General features: G+C 59.3%; 12 protein-coding genes. 4 read left to right on the forward strand and 8 right to left on the reverse strand.

The features are described 5' to 3' along the window. Positions 1–61: 61 nt before the first annotated feature. Genes D4100_RS12530 through fes form a run of 3 tightly spaced genes read right to left on the reverse strand, consistent with a single transcriptional unit; the run spans position 62 to position 5,593 of the window. The gene (locus D4100_RS12530; protein ID WP_119804480.1) at positions 62–4,006 is read right to left on the reverse strand and encodes an enterobactin synthase subunit F; all 3,945 of its coding nucleotides are present in this window, start codon (positions 4,004–4,006) and stop codon (positions 62–64) included. Positions 4,007–4,038: 32 nt separating this feature from the next. Next, complete coding sequence (locus tag D4100_RS12535; protein ID WP_065506452.1) at positions 4,039–4,245, reverse strand: MbtH family protein; 207 nt, start codon at positions 4,243–4,245, stop codon at positions 4,039–4,041. Next, on the reverse strand, positions 4,220–5,593 hold the full coding sequence (gene fes / locus D4100_RS12540) for an enterochelin esterase (protein ID WP_065506453.1): 1,374 nt from the start codon (positions 5,591–5,593) through the stop codon (positions 4,220–4,222). Before fes ends, D4100_RS12535 begins: the two co-directional genes overlap by 26 nt. A 311-nt stretch (positions 5,594–5,904) precedes the next feature. Here fes and D4100_RS12545 point away from each other — a divergent pair, with 311 nt between their 5' ends. Continuing rightward, positions 5,905–8,175 carry a TonB-dependent siderophore receptor gene (locus tag D4100_RS12545; protein WP_119804481.1) on the forward strand — a complete coding sequence of 757 codons (2,271 nt, stop codon included), beginning with the start codon at positions 5,905–5,907 and terminating at the stop codon, positions 8,173–8,175. A 45-nt stretch (positions 8,176–8,220) separates the two neighbouring features. Here the strand turns inward: D4100_RS12545 and D4100_RS12550 are convergent, their stop codons facing one another. The 3 genes from D4100_RS12550 to budA form a co-directional block, all read right to left on the reverse strand. Then, positions 8,221–9,816, reverse strand: coding sequence for an ABC transporter substrate-binding protein (locus tag D4100_RS12550; RefSeq protein ID WP_065506455.1), 1,596 nt, complete (start codon positions 9,814–9,816; stop codon positions 8,221–8,223). 182 nt (positions 9,817–9,998) lie between these two features. Next, a complete protein-coding gene (gene alsS / locus D4100_RS12555) occupies positions 9,999–11,684 on the reverse strand; it encodes an acetolactate synthase AlsS (RefSeq protein ID WP_119804482.1) in 1,686 nt (561 codons plus the stop codon). A 41-nt stretch (positions 11,685–11,725) separates the two neighbouring features. Next, positions 11,726–12,505: an acetolactate decarboxylase gene (budA, locus tag D4100_RS12560; RefSeq protein ID WP_065506852.1), complete on the reverse strand. Its 780-nt coding sequence runs from the start codon at positions 12,503–12,505 to the stop codon at positions 11,726–11,728. Positions 12,506–12,888: 383 nt separating this feature from the next. On the opposite strand from budA, the gene D4100_RS12565 reads away from it, so the two are divergent. Continuing rightward, positions 12,889–13,848 carry a LysR family transcriptional regulator gene (locus D4100_RS12565; RefSeq protein WP_065506457.1) on the forward strand — a complete coding sequence of 320 codons (960 nt, stop codon included), beginning with the start codon at positions 12,889–12,891 and terminating at the stop codon, positions 13,846–13,848. Here the strand turns inward: D4100_RS12565 and eutC are convergent. Continuing rightward, complete coding sequence (eutC, locus tag D4100_RS12570; protein ID WP_006327068.1) at positions 13,827–14,618, reverse strand: ethanolamine ammonia-lyase subunit EutC; 792 nt, start codon at positions 14,616–14,618, stop codon at positions 13,827–13,829. The two genes, D4100_RS12565 and eutC, sit on opposite strands and share 22 nt — an antisense overlap. Further along, positions 14,618–16,000, reverse strand: coding sequence for an ethanolamine ammonia-lyase subunit EutB (locus D4100_RS12575; RefSeq protein WP_065506458.1), 1,383 nt, complete (start codon positions 15,998–16,000; stop codon positions 14,618–14,620). The genes eutC and D4100_RS12575 overlap by 1 nt, the downstream gene beginning before the upstream one ends. Before the next feature lie 214 nt (positions 16,001–16,214). On the opposite strand from D4100_RS12575, the gene D4100_RS12580 reads away from it, so the two are divergent. Next, on the forward strand, positions 16,215–16,763 hold the full coding sequence (locus D4100_RS12580) for a nucleotidyltransferase family protein (RefSeq protein ID WP_119804483.1): 549 nt from the start codon (positions 16,215–16,217) through the stop codon (positions 16,761–16,763). Between the two features lie 59 nt (positions 16,764–16,822). Next, positions 16,823–17,299, forward strand: a complete 477-nt coding sequence (locus D4100_RS12585; protein ID WP_065506460.1) for a FlxA-like family protein — start codon at positions 16,823–16,825, stop codon at positions 17,297–17,299.

Consider the following 17,299-nt stretch of genomic DNA (forward strand, 5'->3'; position numbering starts at 1 on the left):
AGCCCAGCAGTTGGGCCCTGTTAATCGGGGCGAATCTATTCGCCCCTACCGTCACTGGGCGTTATAACGCCCTCAGTATTCTGTTCAACAACGGCCCCAGCACCTTGAACGACGCCGGTGACACGATATCCACGTGCGCACAATCCAGTTCATGAACCTGCAAGGCGTCCACGTATTGCGCCCAGGTTTGCTGCACATCCATCCCTTCCTGCAACGTCTGACGCGCCACAAACAGCGTCGCCTGCCCACTGAAATTCGCCGTATGAGTCGCGGAAAGCAAACGCACCGAGTCGGCGTAGTTGGCTTCGATATTATCGAACATCGCCACGCGGGTTTCGCCCAGCGCCGGATCCAGCGTATCTTCCGATACCGCCAGGAACTGCTGGCGTTCCCGCTGCACTTCTTTCAGCACGTTGTCATCCAGCATTACGTCCCAGTTTTGCGTTTCCGGCGGATAGGTATCCAGCAAGCCGAGGAAGGCCACCTCTTCGCCCCGCGCCTGTAACCTGGCGGCGATACCCTGCGCCAGCGTGCCACCCAGCGAATAACCGATAAAGTGGTACGGGCCATGAGGCTGGACCTGCAATACCGTCGCCAGATGCGCCTCGCAAACCTGATCCATATCCTCGCTGAGCGCCAGCGGGCCATCCGGACGTGGCGACTGAATGCCCACCAGCGACCAATGTTGGTCGATATAGCGCGGCAGCACGCTGAACTGCCAAGAGAATCCGGAAGCCGGATGCAGGCAGAACAGCGTCGGGCCCTCTGTGGTACGCAGCGGCAATAGGCTGTCGAAACCGGTTTGGTCGGCTTCTTCCTGCGTGCGCTCTTGCGTGAGCAGTTGCGCCAGCTGTTCCACCCGAGAAGCGACCATCACCTGCCCTACCGAAACCGCCTTACCCAACTCGCGCCGCAGCTCTGCCGCCAGCCGCATGGCCAGCAGCGAATGGCCGCCGAGAGCGAAGAAATCATCGTCGGCAAACACGATTTCACGTTGCAGCAAGCGCGCGAACACCGCAGCGATAGCCGTCTCCAGCCCCGCTTCCGGTTCGCGCCCTTCAACTCTGGCAGCACCCTGCGGTTGCGGCAACGCTTTGCGATCCAGCTTGCCGTTAGCGCTTAGCGGCAGAGAATCCATCTCGACCAACGCCACCGGCACCATGTGTGGCGGCAAGCGATCGGCCAATGCGGCACGCAGGCCATCGAGATCCAGGCGTACGCCGGGCTGGGCCACCAGATACCCCACCAGCTGACGGGCATCGCCGCCGCCAGGATCGGTTGGCGTATTGTCCAGCACCCGCGCATGGGTCACCGCCTGCTTAATGCCCGGCAGCGACAGCAACGCATGGTCGATTTCGCTCAACTCAATGCGTTGACCACGAATTTTTAGCTGATCGTCGCTGCGGCCGAGATATTCCACTTCTCCACCCGGCAGCCAGCGCGCAACATCGCCGGTGCGATACATCCGCCCGCCGTTGCCTTCGGGATCGGCCACAAAGCGGCTGGCGGTCAGCTCCGGCCGGCCAAGATAACCCTGCGCCAGCTGCACGCCGGTAAGATACAAATCGCCGGCCACGCCCGGCGGCACCGGCCGCAGACGCGCATCCAGGATACGTAGCCCGGTATTCCACACCGGCAGGCCGATCGGCACATTGGCACCGGTGACCGCCACCAGCGCCTCGCCCCAGGCCGGGTGCCAACTGACATCCACCGCCGCTTCGGTCGGGCCATACAAGTTATGCAAGGGCACTCCGGTGCGGCTTTGCCACAGGCGGCACAGCTCAGCCGGCAGCGCTTCGCCGCTGCAAAACACCTGCCGCAACGGCGCACAGCAGGCCACCGCCGGCGGGGTGTCCAGCACGCCGACAAAGGCCGCCAGCATCGAAGGCACAAAGTGCAACGTGGTAACCCGATGCCGGTCAATCAACTCCAGCAACTGTTGCGGATCGCGGTGCGCTTCCGGCGGTGCCATCACCAACTGCGCACCCACCATCAACGGCCAGAAAAACTCCCACACCGAGACGTCAAAGCTGCATGGCGTTTTTTGCAGCACCACATCGTTCGCCGCCAGTGGATACTGATGCTGCATCCACAGCAAACGGTTGACGATCGCCTGATGCCCCACCAGCACGCCTTTCGGCCGCCCGGTAGAACCGGAAGTAAAGATGATGTAAGCCGGATGATGCGGCGTTGGCCCGCTGAGCACCACCTCAGCCGCACAGTCGGCGGCCAGTGGCTCAGCAAACAGCAGGATCTCTCCCTTGCCGGCAAAACGCGCCTGCTGGGTAGGTTCGGTGATAATCAGTCGCGGCGCGGCATCCTCCAGCATCATGCCGAGACGTTCGTCAGGGTAGCCGGTGTCCAGCGGCAAGTAGGCGGCCCCCGCCTCGACAATCGCCATCAGCGCCAGCGACAGAAACACCGAGCGCGGCAGCGCAACGGCAACGATATCGCCGGGCTGCACACCCTGTGCCGTCAGTTGACGCGCCAGTGCCGTGACCTGCTCACGGGTTTCGCGATAGCTGAACCGGTATTGCGCGTCCGCCAGCGCCGGGGCATCCGGGGTTTTCTGCGCCTGTTCGGCCAGCAGGCCACTGAGGGTTTGCGGCACCACCGGATGAGCGGTGTCGTTAACCCGGGCCAGCAGTTGACGATCCTGTTCGGTCAGCAAATCGGCTTCGCCAATCGGCATCTGCGGCTGGGCGGCAAACTGACGCAGCAACAGCGGCAGGCGCTGTAAATGCGCCGCCAGCTCATCGCGCTGATAACGTTCGGCATTGGCCAGCAGATCCACCTTCAGCGTGCCGGCCTCGTCAAGATACAGCGCGATCTCCAGATCCCGTACCGGCCCCGAAGCCAGCTCGTGAGTAATGCCTTCGATACCGCCGAAATCCAGTTGGAAATCGAACATTTTAAAGTTGAAAACGGTGCCGTACAGCGGTTGGGCATCGCCAATCCGCCCCAAATCACGCTGGATTTGTTCCGCCTCGTAACGCTGATGACGACGGACGGTTTTCAATTCACGACCTATACCGCCGGCTAACTCGCACAGTGTGGCCTGGGGATCGAGGTGCATTTCGATCGGTAATACGTTGATCACCGGCCCGTTGGCGCACAGCGCAGCAGAACCGGTGCGGCGCATAAAGATAAAACCGGCGCTGAAGCTGCCGTGGCCGCTCAGGCGAGACACCCACAGCGCCACCAGCGCCAACGCCATATCCGCCACGCTGAACTGCTGCCGGCTGGCGCTCACCAGTTGGGCAAAATCCTGGCGATCGCACAGCTGCGATAACCGGTGGATGCGGGTAGTTGGCGTCTGTCCGGCCAGCGGCTGCGGGCAAAGCGTGGCCGGCGCGGGCAACTGCTGCGCCTTGTTCAGCCAAAAATCGGCGTCGCGCCGGCAGGTTGGCGACTGCTGGTAGCGCTGATATTCCGCTACCACCTCGCTGAACGGGGTAAACGGCGTCGGGTCAGGCTGTTCATTGTTCAGTGTGCGGCTGTAAATATGGGCGATTCTGCGGGCAATGGCGGTAAAACTGAAGCCATCGACCAGAATATGATGATAACGCTGATACCAGAACCAACGCCGGTCCGACAGGCGGATCAACATATGGCGGTACAGTGCCTTACCGCTACCTATACGCAAATCACCGGACATATCCAGCTGCATCACCGCCTGCGCAGCCGCCGGGGCATCCGGGGAATCGCGCAGATCGAGATATTCCGTCGGCAGTATCGCCAGTTCGGCGTCATGCCACTGTACCGGTACCCCGTCACGCTCTTCAAAGCGGAGCTGAAGGGTATCGACTTCGGACAACCCCTGCGCAATCGCCTGCAACAACAGCGCTTCGTTCACTGGGCCGCTTAGCTCGATATAGTGGGAAACCGCGTAAGCATTTGCGTACGGTGAGATTTGATCGGCAACCCAGATGCCAGGTTGCGCGGCGACCAGCGGCAACTCAGCGGCATGCTGCTCTTCAGTCGGTAATAAAATAGGGTCTGACAAGGGACTGACTCCTGTTAACGGTAATGACCCCATCACGCCTTACGCAGCGATGCGGGCCGCATATCCTGCCAATGCTGTTCCAGCCAGCTCACGCACAGCGAACGGGCCGCCGGGCCGAAAACCGGCGTCCACCCCGCCGGTACTGCGCTGAAATCAGGCCACAGGCTGTATTGCCGCTCATCGTTTTGCAGAATCAGGCAGATTTGGTGCTCATCATCGAACGGGTTCTGAGTTTCCATCACGGACTCCTTCGGCTTTGAAAGTTAGCCTGGCGAATGGCGCTGCGGGCTGATCCGCCCACAACGCCTGCAGCCCGTCGATCAGCCCACCGCGCCAGCACAGGGCGTCGTGCCCACCTTCCACCACCCGGTATTGCACCTGATGGCCGGCATCACGCAGCGCATCCGCCATCCGGTCATTCACCCTGTGCGCCACCTGTTCGTGGGTACCGGCTTCCATATACACCTTTAAGCCGCCCTTGCCGCCAACGCCCTGTTCGGCCTGGCGCAGTAACCAACCGGCATCGGCCGGCACGGCAGGTTGTTGATACATGTCGCGACGCGGCCACCAGAAAGAGCCGGACTGAGTGATCACGCCGCCAAAACGCTGCGGCCAGTGAAGACCGGCATACAGCGAGGAGAGCCCGCCGAAGCTCTGGCCACACACCAGCGTGCTTGCAGGGTTGCCGCTGTACGGTGCCCATTCAGCCAATTGCGGCAGCAGTTCTTCCTGCACCGCCAGCCAAAAATCTTCATTGCAGGCCAACTCATGCGCACGCTGTTTTTGATCGATGGCGTCAATCAGCAGATAAACCGCCGCCGGCAGCTTGCCTTCACGAGTCAGTTGCATCAGCGGATCCCAGACCGGCATGTTGCTCGACCAGAACTGGCCGTCCAGCAGCAGGGCCAGCGGGCGTTGCGCCGGGTTGTTGTCGCCGGTGGTGTAAACCCAAACGTTACGGGTATTGCCCAGCCGCGCACTGTGCCAGCTGTGACGTTGCAGCCTGGCGGGCGGAGCCGGGGTACAGCGCCCGCAGGCCGACGCATAGCGATCGAAATCCTGCCAGGCCGGTTGCGGCAGCGCCGCCGGCATATGCAGGCCGGACAGGAGGTTGCCGTTGGCACCGGGCCAGGAGCGATGAGGGTTAAGCAGATCCTGGGTGGCGCTGGCAAACACCTGATGCCACCAATGGCGGACCGAATGCATATTGGCATGCGCATCGTCATCACTGAGCGTCAGCGGCCGGTCGTCCATGCAGGGCATAAAGCAGTAGCTGCCACGCCAGTCGGCGCTCAACTCGGTTTGCCAATACCAGACGTCGGTACCTTCCAGCCGTTGCAAACTCTGCGGCGGCGACGCCTGATGATGATCGGTGAGGCAGTTGATGTGGATCCAGACGCGTTGATAGGCTGAAGTGAGCTCACATCCCTGAGGATCGCGCCATAAAAATGTGACCTTCCCTCGCCCATCGCCTTGCAGCTCCACCAGCGGCGTGCCGCGTTTGGCGATATTCAGCCACCATCCATGACGCCCGGCGTGCTTGCTCGATAATAATCTGCTGCTTTCTGACTCGGATTTTGTTTTCAAAACGCCTATTCACTATTTAGCTGGCAGCTTCAAAAACGCCGGCACATTCGCGGCGCGCGGCGCTGCCCAAAAACGGTAAACCGAATACTATTGATAATTATTTTCATTTGCAATAGTGTGTTAAGGCTCGTAAACAGAGCAGGTATTTTTCAACAGGGACGGATACCGCTTTTTAGCGCTGAATCCAATGCCGTTGCGTCTCGGCCTGTTGGATTTTTATTTCCGAAAACACAAAAACTACAACCGCCCTTCTCTCTACCGGAGGCCTGTCTTCGGTGTCCCGGGAAAGGCAGCAAGGTAGGAACACTCACATGAACCGCAAACTCTCAGGTTATTCCTTAGCCACACTCATCGGGTTAGGGTTAGGCGCGTCCGCCTTTGCGCACGCCGCACAGCAAACTGATACCACCGCAGAAACCGATACCGCCGCCAAAAGCCAAAAAGAAGCCGCCGAGGACACCATTGTCGTCACCGCCGCCAGGCAGAATCTGCAAGCGCCAGGGGTGTCCACCATCACCGCCGACGAAATCAAAAAACGCCCTCCGGCGCGCGATATCAGCGAACTGATCCGCACCATGCCCGGCGTTAACCTGACCGGCAACTCCACCAGCGGCCAGCGCGGCAACAATCGCCAGATCGATATTCGCGGCATGGGCCCGGAAAATACTTTGATTCTGATCGACGGCATCCCGGCCAGCAGCCGCAACTCGGTGCGCCAGGGTTGGCGCGGCGAACGTGATACCCGTGGCGATACCGCCTGGGTGCCGCCAGAGATGATCGAACGCATCGAGGTGCTGCGCGGCCCTGCGGCTGCACGCTATGGCAACGGCGCCGCCGGTGGTGTGGTCAATATCATCACCAAGAAGAACACCAAAGATCTGCACGGCTCGCTGAACACCTATTTCAACGTGCCGCAGCATAAGCAGGAAGGCTCCACCAAGCGTACCGACTTCAGCCTGTCCGGCCCGCTGAGCGACCAGTTGAGCTTCCGCCTGTTCGGCGGCTACAGCAAAACGCAGGCGGATTCCCAATACCTGAACGATGGCCACCAGTCGCTGCGGACCGGCAGCTACGCCGATACCATTCCGGCGGGCCGTGAAGGGGTGGTCGACAAAAACATCGATGCTCTGCTGCGCTGGGACTTCGCTCACTTGCAGTCGCTGGAGTTTGAATATTCCTATGGCCGTCAGGGCAACCTGTACGCCGGCGACACGCAGAACACCAACACCAGCGCGCTGGTGCAAAGCAACTACGGCGAAGAAACCAACCGCATCTACCGTGAAACCTACGGCCTGAACTACCACGGTGCCTGGGATAACGGTATCAGCACCAACAACTACGTGCGCTATGAAAGAACCCGCAACACGCGCCTGAATGAAGGGCTGGCCGGGGGCACCGAGGGGATTTTCTCCGACGACAGTTTCAATACTATCCGTCTGGACGATTTCCTGGCGCACAGTGAAGTCAGCGTGCCGTTTGAACTTGGGGTAACGCAAACCGCCACCCTGGGTACAGAGTGGAACCAGCAGAAAATGAAGGACGGTTCTTCCACTAGCCAGGCGCTGAGCGGAGGCTCTATTGAGGGTGTGGACAGCACCAATCGCAGCCCGTACTCCTCAGCGAAGATCTTCTCGCTGTTCGCCGAAGACAATATCGAGCTGACCGAAAGCACCATGCTGACGCCGGGGATGCGTTACGATCACCACTCCGAGGCCGGCAATAACTGGAGCCCGTCGCTGAATCTGTCCCAGGAATTGGGTGACCTCTTTACCCTGAAAATGGGTATCGCCCGCGCTTATAAGGCGCCTAACCTGTTCCAGAGCAATAGCAACTATGTGCTGTACAGCCGCGGTCAGGGCTGTGCTGCCAGCGCTGGGGCCTGCTATCTGGTTGGGAACGACGATCTGAAAGCGGAAACCAGCATCAACAAGGAAATTGGCCTGGAGTTCCATAATGAGGGCTGGCTGGCCGGGGTAACCTACTTCCGCAATGATTACCGCAACAAGATTGAAGCCGGCTACACGCCTTCGGGCACCTCTTCCAGCAACAGCGCCACCGACGTTTATCGCTGGGAAAACGTCCCTAAAGCGGTGATTCAGGGCCTGGAAGGCACCTTGAACGTACCGGTTTCCGAGACGATTTCCTGGAATAACAACGCCACTTACATGATTGAAAACAAGAATAAGAGCACCGGCGATTACCTATCGATTATTCCTGAATTCACCATCAACTCGACGCTGAGCTGGCAGGCGACCGAGGATCTCTCGCTGCAGTCGACCCTGACCTGGTACGGCCGTCAAAAGCCGAAGAAGTACAATTATAAGGGTGAAGCGACGACCGGACCTGAAAAACGTGAAGTCAGCCCTTATTCCATTCTGGGGGCTAGCGCCACTTACGACATCAACAAGAGCGTCAGCGTGACCGCGGGTATCGACAACCTGCTCGACAAACGCCAGTTCCGTGCCGGCAACGCACAAACCACCGGCAACGCCACCACCAACTCTTATATGTACGGAGCTGGCGCTGCAACCTACAACGAGCCGGGCCGTACTTACTACATGAGCATCAACACGCATTTCTGATGCCTGTTGATAAAGACCGGGGGCTGCCACGCAGCCCCCTTTTTATTATTTTTCCAGCGATACCTGTTTGAAGATGTGCTTGCCGAACGGGTCGATTTCGTAGCCTTTCACTTCCTTGCGCACCGGCTCAAAAATGGTCGAGTGGGCGATCATCAACGCCGGCATCTGCTCATGCATCATCACCTGCGCCTGCTCATACAGCGCCACCCGCTTGGCATGATCGTTCTCTTCACGCGCCTGCAGGATCAGCTTATCAAACGGCGGATAGCACCATTTGGCCGAGTTTGAACCGCCGTTGGCCGAAACGCAGGTAAACAACGGGCCGAAGAAGTTATCCGGATCGCCGTTGGCGGTAGTCCAACCCACCAGCGCGGTCTGATGTTCGCCATTTTTGAGCCGCTGCAAGTACTCGCCCCACTCGAAAGTGACAATTTTAGCCTTCACGCCAATCTTCGCCCAATCGGACTGGATCATCTCCGCCATGCGTTTGGCGTTAGGGTTGTAAGGCCGCTGTACCGGCATCGCCCACAGGTCAATCGCAAAACCCTGGCCCAAACCGGCTTCCTGCAGCAGTTGCCTGGCTTTCTCCGGCGCGTACGGGTAATCCTCAATCTTGTCGTTGCTGCCCCACTGGGTCGGCGGCAGCAGGTTCTTCGCCTGCTGGCCCGCACCGTGGAACACCGCTTCGATAATCGCCGGTTTATTCACCGCCATCGCCAGCGCCTGGCGCACCTTGACGTTATCCAGCGGTTTTTTCTGGGTATTAAACGCCAGGAAACCGATATTCAACCCGGATTTCTCCATCACCTGAATGTTCGGGTCCTGCCGCATCCGCGCTAAATCCGCCGGGTTGGGGAATGGCATCACCTGGCATTCATTTTTTTGCAGTTTGGCATAGCGCACCGCGGCGTCCGGGGTTATCGAGAACACCAGGCGGTCAATCTTCGGTTTGCCCTCCCAATAGTGATCGAACGCCTTGTAGAGGATCTTCGCGTCTTTTTGATACTGCACCAGTTGGAACGGCCCGGTGCCGATCGGGTCGTTATCTACCCGCTGCGGCGTGCCGGCCTTCAGCATCGCATCGGCATATTCCGCCGATAAAATGGTGGCGAAATACATGCCGAGATCGGCCACGAACGGCGCTTCGGCGCGCGAAAGCTCAAAGCGCACCGTGCTGTCGTCCACTTTGACAATCTTGTCGATCAGCGTGCCGAACTCCATGGATTCAAAATTGGTGTAAGCGCCGTTGGAAACCTTGTGATACGGATTATTGGCGTCTTTTTGCCGCATGAAGGAGAAGATCACGTCGTCGGCGTTGAAGTCGCGGGTTGGCGTAAAAAACTTGTTACTCTGGAATTTCACGCCCTTGCGCAGATGGAAAGTGTACTGCTTGCCGTCCTCGCTCACTTCCCAGCTTTCCGCCAGGCTGGGTTGCAGCTCGACGGTGCCGGTTTTGAAATCCACCAGCCGGTTGTAGATCGTCGCAGAACTGGCGTCTACGGTAGGACCCGAGGTGAACAACTGCGGGTTGAACCCTTCCGGCGAGCTTTCGGAACAATAAACCAGCGTGCGGGCGTGCGCACCGCCCATCATCGCCAGAGCCAACAATCCCAGCGTCATTGTGAGTGCTTTATTTTTCATCCTGCCATCCCCAGTGGTTATACCCGTCGCCTGGCCGTAACTCGACATGCATAGGGTAGTGAAAACGGACCCGACGGATACCAATAAATCATGCAGTTAGGGTTGTAAAGCACAAATTTCGAGCATAAAAAACGGGGTGCGCCGCAAAGGCCGCTCCCCGTGGTTAACCGACATAAATGAAATTAAATCATCTGGCTGAAGTTCATCTGCGCCATCAGTTTGTAGTTGTCGGCATAGTCGACCGGGATCGCCACCACCACCGGCCCCTCAATTTCCATCGCTTTACGCAGCATCGGCCGCAGGTCTTCTACCGACTGCACGGCAAACCCCACCGCGCCGCAGGATTCCGCATAGGCTTTAAAATCGATCGGGCCAAATTCCACGCCGGATTTGCGTCGGTACTTACTCACCTCCTGCATTTCCACCATGTTGTAGGCGTTATCCACCCAAATCACGTGCACGATGTTATTTTTCAGCCGCACCGCGGTTTCCAGCTCCATGCTCGATTGCATAAAACCGCCGTCGCCGGAAATAGACACCACTTTGTCCCCCGGACGCACCAGCGCTGCGCCAATCGCCCACGGCAGCGCCACCCCCATGGTCTGCTGGCCGTTGGAGATCAGCAGCTGTCTTGCGCGGAAGCTATAGAGATAGCGCGCGATCCAGATGTGAAAACTGCCCATATCCACGCACAGCGTCACGTCGTCGCTGACGATATCCTGCAGCTCTTTCACGATACGCAACGGATGGATCGGCATGCCGCCACGGCGTGCAGCGCGTTCGGCCAACTCGGTACGCTGCCGCCCGAGATCGCTGAGGATCAGTTCAACCTCTGCCGGCACGCTCACCACACTGCTGAAGGCTTCGGTCATCATATCGAGGGTCGCGCTGATATTGCCCACCAGTTCCACGTCCGGGCGGTAACAGGTATCGATATCCGCCGGCAGCACGTCGATATGCACCAGCTTCAATCTGCCCTGGCTGTTCCACATGCAGGGATCGTATTCGATCGGGCCGTAGCCGACGCTGACCACCAGATCGGCTTTCTGCAACAGTTGGTCGGCCGGCTGGTTGTTGAACAACCCGACGCGGCCGGCAAACCGGGCGAAATGATTAACGTCGATCACTCCCGCCGCCTGATAGGTGCCCACCACCGGCATATGAGTGCGGTGCAGCAGATGACGCACCGCTTCGCTGTTCTCCGGGCGGCTGGCCTGCAAACCAAGCAACAGTACCGGGCACTTCGCCTGCTGGATCAAGGTTACCGCCGTGCGAATGTCATCGGCGGCCGCAGCCCCCATGCGTGGCAGGCGGCACCCCGCCAGCACCGGCGCACTGACCGGTTCATTCACGATATCCATCGGCAAGCTGATGAACGACGCCCCAGGCCGGCCGAACTCGGCATGGCGGAAGGCATTGGCGATCACTTCGGAAATCGCCACGCCGGCATGCACTTCGGCGCAATATTTGGTCACCGGCCGGAACATGCTGACGGTATCCATGCTCTGGTGGGTCTGTTTGAGGTTATCGGCGCGCTTCACCGCCCCGCCGATCGCCACCACCGCATCCCCTTCCGAGGTGGCGGTCGCCAGCCCGGTGATCAGGTTGGAACTGCCTGGCCCGGAGGTAACCAGCGCCACTCCCGCCTTGCCGGTCAGCCGCCCCACCGCCGCCGCCATAAACGCCGCGTTGGCCTCATGCCGTACCACCACCGTTTCTATCGACGGCGCGTCCTCCAGCGAATCGAATACCCGGTCTATTTTCGCCCCCGGAATGCCGAACACGTATTTGACGCCCTGCGCTTCCAGATTTTTCACCACCAAATCTGCGCCACAGGCCCAGTTATTATCTGTTTTTGCCTTGTTCATGGAACACACCTCCTGAAAATACACCAACGGCTGTCGTGGAATTAACCCTCGGCAGAACGAATCGCGCGGTCCAAATCCTCTGGGCAGAGGTCGGCGCGCAGAAAATCCGCATCATGCGGCAACTGAAGATTGAGACGGGTGATCACGCCAAATTGCAGGCGGCCGTGGTCAAGCTGGTAATCCAGCACGTGGCCGCCGCCGCTGCGATCGTCGGTAACAAAGTGTTCGTGATAGCCGGCTACGCCGACGCCCTGCATGTAGTCCGGCGAACGGAAGCCAACCAGGGTTCCCTGCCGTTTGAGAAAGGCAAAGGTCGGTTGCTCCTCGATTGCCTCCAGCATCGGGCGATAGGGCCGCTCCTGACGCGGCACGGTGCGGGTTTCCACATGGCTGAATACACCGTCGACACGCACCGCACAGAACAGGTTCGGCGAAGCCACCTGCTCATCGATGCACTGGTGCAATTGCGCTTTGGTGATAGGGCGATCGAAGTTTTGGGTAACGCTGGGTTGGAAAAAGGTGACCACGGCAAAGGGGGTTTTCTGATCATGGCTGGCCGGCCGAGCGCTGCCGTCGGCGCGCAACTGATGAATTTCATCATCAAAGGCGATCAATTCGCCGTCAAGGTGGTTGAAGGTGCCCAGGCCAAAGTTGCCGTGCCGGAGCAAGTCGGCAATGGTCACTTCCCCTTCGTAAACGCCGCTGATTAACGCGCTCATCAGCGAGATTTGATAGATTTCGCCCTCCCCGGCAGTCACTGACTGCCTGGCGAAACCCTGCACCAAATGGTGCGCACAGGAACAACCCTGCTTTTCGTTCATTACGTACTCCTCCACCAGCGCGGTGCGAAATGCCCCCGCGCGTTCAAAAATGCTCACCTGAAAGGTAAGCAAAGATGTCGCCGACGACGCGTTCAGGTGGAACGATTCAGCCAGCGGCGACAAAAAAACCGGCACGGCAGGCCGGCGACGCTCAACCTCAACAACGGTTTAGACTCACTAATCATTGTTGGCTGGCACAGCGTCAAATTGAACCTTTACTCTGGTATTGAAGCAGCAATCACTGTCACAGGCGCATGGCGGTGCCTGGGAGAATGGGGGTTTGTTTTAAGGTCTAAAATCCGCTGGGTTTATCTATTTTTCTCTTTGCGGCGGGATCTCGGTTCGCTCTTGTCGTCCGTAAGCCCCAAAAAAGAGTAACCGCAATGCGGTGGGCAGAGAACCCGGTATTCATAAGAAACGCTTTTGCATATAATGCAAAGATGAATGACGCCCGCTATGTTGAACATCTGCCGATATTTCTCGAAGTGGCCCTGTTGGGCAGCTTCTCCGCTGCCGCCCGCAAGCTGGGCATGGTGCCCTCTTCGCTGGTTCGCCATATCGACGCACTGGAAAGCGCCCTTGGCACCACGCTGTTTGTCCGCTCGACGCGCGGCCTGATGCTGACGGATGCCGGGGAAATGCTGAAGGCGCGGGCGGCGGCGCTGCTGTCGGACATCACCGACATCCGCGCCGAACTGGCCTCGCTAAGTGATATGCCGCAGGGAACGTTACGCATCAGTTGCCTGCCGACCTTTGGCAAAACCTACATCCTGCCGCTGTTGCCGACGCTGGCTGAACGCTATCCGCAGCTGTTTGTCGATCTGGATCTGACCGAGCGCCAGACCGATCCGACGCAGGAGTTATTGGATGCCGCCATCCGCATCGGCGAACAAAAAGACAGCGGATTGTATGCCAGCCGAATAGCCACTCAACGCTGGGTCATGTGCGCCAGCCCCGGCTATATCGCCCGCTACGGCCGCCCTGATGACCTGAACGCGCTGCCGGAACATCGGTTGATCGCCCGCTATAATAAACAGCAGCCCGCCTGCTGGACGCAAATCCTCAGCGGACAACTGCTGAACCGTTGCCGTATGGTGCTGCGCTGCAATGACTTTACCGCCCAGCGCCAGGCGGCGCTGCTTGGACTGGGGATCACCTTTTTACCCAACTGGGTGGTTGGCCCGGATATCCAGGCAGGTAGCCTGCAGCAAGTGCTGGAGGATCCGCGCCGGGAACAACAGGGCATCTACCTGCTGCGGCCGCTGGCCAAGATCTCCGCCCGCTTAAACGTCTTCACCACCCTGCTGCAGCAAAGTATCGGTCAGCCCCCCAGTTGGGAATGAAGCGGCAATACCCGGCCATACAACGCCGGGTTATCGCTTTCGTCTTTCAGTTCAATCCCGGTCAGACCCCGCTGGAACGCCTGTTCCAGCAGCCACGCCAGCTTGAACGCCGCCTGAGGGTAATCCAGCCCTTCCGGGCGAACGTTGGAAATACAGTTACGCTCCGACTCGCGCCGCCGGGTGTTCGGCCCCCAGGTAAGGTAAATGCCCAGGCTGTCCGGCGACGACAGGCCCGGCCGCTCGCCAATCAATATCGCCACCGCTTTTGCCCGCAGACACTCGCCGATATCATCCCCCAGCGCCACCCGCGACTGATGCGCCAGCACCACTGGCGCCACGGAAAGCCCCAACAGGTCGAGATAAGGCCGCAGCGCCTGCAACAAGGGTAACGCCTGGCGGTGCACCGCCTTGGAGGACAGACCGTCCGCCACCACCAGCAGCAGATCGGCCGCCTTGTCCGGCAGGCCCAGCAGCAGACTGCGGCTGTCCGCCGCCAACCGCCGCCCCAGATCCGGCCGGCTCAGGTAGGCGGTGCGGTCAGCGGCCTGACTGTGTACCGTCAGCGTCTGCCAGCCACTCTCCTGCAACGCCCCAGCCAGCGTATCGCTGTCGAACGGTTGGTGTACCGCATCGCGCGCCTGCGCATGCGCCAGACCGAATTTAAGCAGCTCCCCGGTGGGCAGGCTGGCGCCGGTACGGCCCAAAGCGATACGCGCATCGGTAAAGGCGCGCAGCGCATCCCAGCTGTTGACGTGAACCGGTTTATTCATCAACTCTCTCCCTGCAGCGCCAGCAACAACGGATGATTGGAGGCCGTATCGCGCAGCCGCCCCAGTTCGTCGGTGATATGCATTTTCACCAACCAGTCGGCAAACTCCGGTGCGTGTTTGAGCCCCAGCAGTTCGCGGATATACAACGCGTCGTGGAAGGAGGTGCTCTGATAATTGAGCATGATGTCGTCCGCTCCCGGCACGCCAATCAAAAAGGTTAATCCGGCGGTGGCCAACAGCGTCAGTAAAGTGTCCATGTCATCCTGATCCGCCTCAGCATGATTGGTGTAACACACGTCGCACCCCAGCGGCAGGCCGAGCAGCTTGCCGCAAAAGTGGTCCTCCAGCCCGGCGCGAATAATCTGTTTACCGTCATACAGATACTCCGGGCCGATAAACCCGACCACGGTATTGATCAGCAACGGGGAAAAATGGCGCGCCACCGCATAAGCACGCGCCTCGCAGGTTTGCTGATCGACACCGTGATGCGCATTGGCCGACAGGCAACTGCCCTGCCCGGTTTCGAAATACATCACGTTATTGCCCAGTGTGCCGCGATTGAGGCTCAACGCCGCCTGCTGCGCTTCCGCCAGCAGCGCCAGATTAATGCCGAAGCCGCTGTTGGCGGCCTCTGTGCCGGCGATCGACTGGAACACCAGATCCACCGGCGCACCGCGTTCCATCAGCCGCAGCGTGTTGGTGACGTGCGTCAGCACGCAGGACTGTGTGGGAATGGCGAAACGCTGGATCACGTCATCCAGCATGTAATTGAGCTTTTCCAGCAACGGCAGGCTGTCGCTGGCCGGGTTGATGCCAACCACCGCGTCGCCGCTGCCGTACAGCAGGCCATCGAGCATGCTGGCGGCGATGCCCTGCAGGCTGTCGGTCGGGTGATTAGGCTGCAAGCGCACGCTGATGCGGCCTGGCAGGCCGAGAGTATTGCGAAATCGCGTCACCACCCGGCACTTCTTCGCCACCAGGATCAGATCCTGATTGCGCATAAGCTTGCTCACCGCCGCCGCCATTTCTGGCGTAATCCCGGCGGCTACCTGCGCCAGCATTGCGCTGTCCGCCTGCTCGCTCAGCAACCAGTCGCGGAAATCCCCCACCGTCAGGTGGGAGATCGGCGCGAAGGCCACGGCATCATGGCTATCGATAATCAGCCGCGTGACCTCATCCTTTTCGTAAGGCACCAGCAACTGCTGCAAAAACGTTTTCAGCGGTACCTCCGCCAGCGCAATGCGCGCCGCCATGCGTTCTTCCGCGCTCTCCGCCGCCACTTCCGCCAGATAGTCGCCGGAACGGGCCGGTGACGCCTTTGCCAGCAGTTGGCGTAAATCATTGAAACGGTAGCTGCGCCGGCTAAGCGTTGCCTGATACATAGCGCCCCCCTGTTTTGCCCAAATTGATCATCTGAAGCTGCAAACCCTGTACCAAGTGTAGTCAGTCGGCAGGTGAATTTATTTTTTACCGGAAATCATGCGGTTAATGCCGTTTACCGCCAGGTTCCGGGCAGCCTGAGCCTGCACTAAAATCATGCATTGCATTCCGCCGGCGAGCGCTTCGGGTTACAGTAGCCGCAACAAAGGAGAGGTAATGAACCGGCAACAGCAAATTATCCAGTGGTTACAGCAAGATAACGAAAGAATGACGGTATTGCGTACCGTACGGCGGCTCGGCCTGAATGACTGGTGTCTGGGTGCCGGATTTGTGCGCAACCTGGTATGGGACCGGCTCCAGGGTTATGCCTCCCCGACGCCGCTCAACGACATCGACGTGATTCATTTTGATCCGCAACGTGCGGAAGCGGAGCGCGATCGGATGCTGGAGGCGCGGCTGCAACAGTGGTTGCCGCAGCCATGGTCGGTGAAAAATCAGGCTCGCATGCACCTGCGCTGCGGGCGGACGCCCTACCTCAACAGCGAGGATGCCATCAGCTTTTGGACCGAGCTTGAAACGGCGATTGGCGCACGCCTGAACGCCGATGACAGCATCCAACTGGTAGCGCCTTTCGGCCTAGAGCGACTGTTCGACGACACCATTACCTTCAATACCAAAAACGGCGATATCCACACATTCGACCAACGGGTGGCCGACAAAGGCTGGCTACAACGCTGGCCGCGGCTACGGCAAGTTCGCGGGTAAAGTTTTACCTGCCGCTGCCGATACCCTGAGCAGCAACATCAAGACTCAGGGAGAGCATTATGTCCACCAGCATTACCATGATCGTGCCGGTAAAAAACACCGTACCCGGCGTCAGCAACGTCTTCAGCGCCCCCGGCAAACAGGGCCAGGTACTGATGGCCAAGCCTGTCAATCAACAGCCTGAAGGCGGTAAACCGAAAGAAACCGAAGGTGCCGGCGGCGGCGAACAGGTCAATATCTCGGACAGCAGCGCCTCGGCACGCATCAAGGCGCTGAATAAACAAATCCAGGATCTGCAACAAAAACTGGTGGATCTCAAAGACTCGGGCGGCGATGCCAAAGAGATCGAAAAACAGAAACAGCTGATCCAGGCGCAGATCAAAATGCTGCAGGCTGAAATCGAACGCATTCAGAAAGAAGAAATGGAAAAGCAACGGCAGGAGCAGGTGGCGAAAGCCGCCTCCGGCAACGCTCCGGTCAAAGGCGACGGCGTCAATCGCCCCACAGCGCTGAATGCCGTGGATGTGTATATCTGA

Source organism: Serratia inhibens (genome assembly GCF_003591175.1).
Classification (GTDB): Bacteria; Pseudomonadota; Gammaproteobacteria; order Enterobacterales; family Enterobacteriaceae; genus Serratia; species Serratia inhibens.

What these genes read in the sequence shown, in the direction of transcription:
- D4100_RS12585 (WP_065506460.1), top strand. Translation starts at nt 16,823, where the DNA reads ATGTCCACCAGCATTACCATGATCGTGCCGGTAAAAAACACCGTACCC.
- D4100_RS12535 (WP_065506452.1), bottom strand. Translation starts at nt 4,245, where the DNA reads ATGGAAACTCAGAACCCGTTCGATGATGAGCACCAAATCTGCCTGATT.
- D4100_RS12575 (WP_065506458.1), bottom strand. Translation starts at nt 16,000, where the DNA reads ATGTATCAGGCAACGCTTAGCCGGCGCAGCTACCGTTTCAATGATTTA.
- D4100_RS12565 (WP_065506457.1), top strand. Translation starts at nt 12,889, where the DNA reads ATGCGGTGGGCAGAGAACCCGGTATTCATAAGAAACGCTTTTGCATAT.
- alsS (WP_119804482.1), bottom strand. Translation starts at nt 11,684, where the DNA reads ATGAACAAGGCAAAAACAGATAATAACTGGGCCTGTGGCGCAGATTTG.
- budA (WP_065506852.1), bottom strand. Translation starts at nt 12,505, where the DNA reads ATGAACGAAAAGCAGGGTTGTTCCTGTGCGCACCATTTGGTGCAGGGT.
- D4100_RS12550 (WP_065506455.1), bottom strand. Translation starts at nt 9,816, where the DNA reads ATGAAAAATAAAGCACTCACAATGACGCTGGGATTGTTGGCTCTGGCG.
- eutC (WP_006327068.1), bottom strand. Translation starts at nt 14,618, where the DNA reads ATGAATAAACCGGTTCACGTCAACAGCTGGGATGCGCTGCGCGCCTTT.
- D4100_RS12545 (WP_119804481.1), top strand. Translation starts at nt 5,905, where the DNA reads ATGAACCGCAAACTCTCAGGTTATTCCTTAGCCACACTCATCGGGTTA.
- D4100_RS12580 (WP_119804483.1), top strand. Translation starts at nt 16,215, where the DNA reads ATGAACCGGCAACAGCAAATTATCCAGTGGTTACAGCAAGATAACGAA.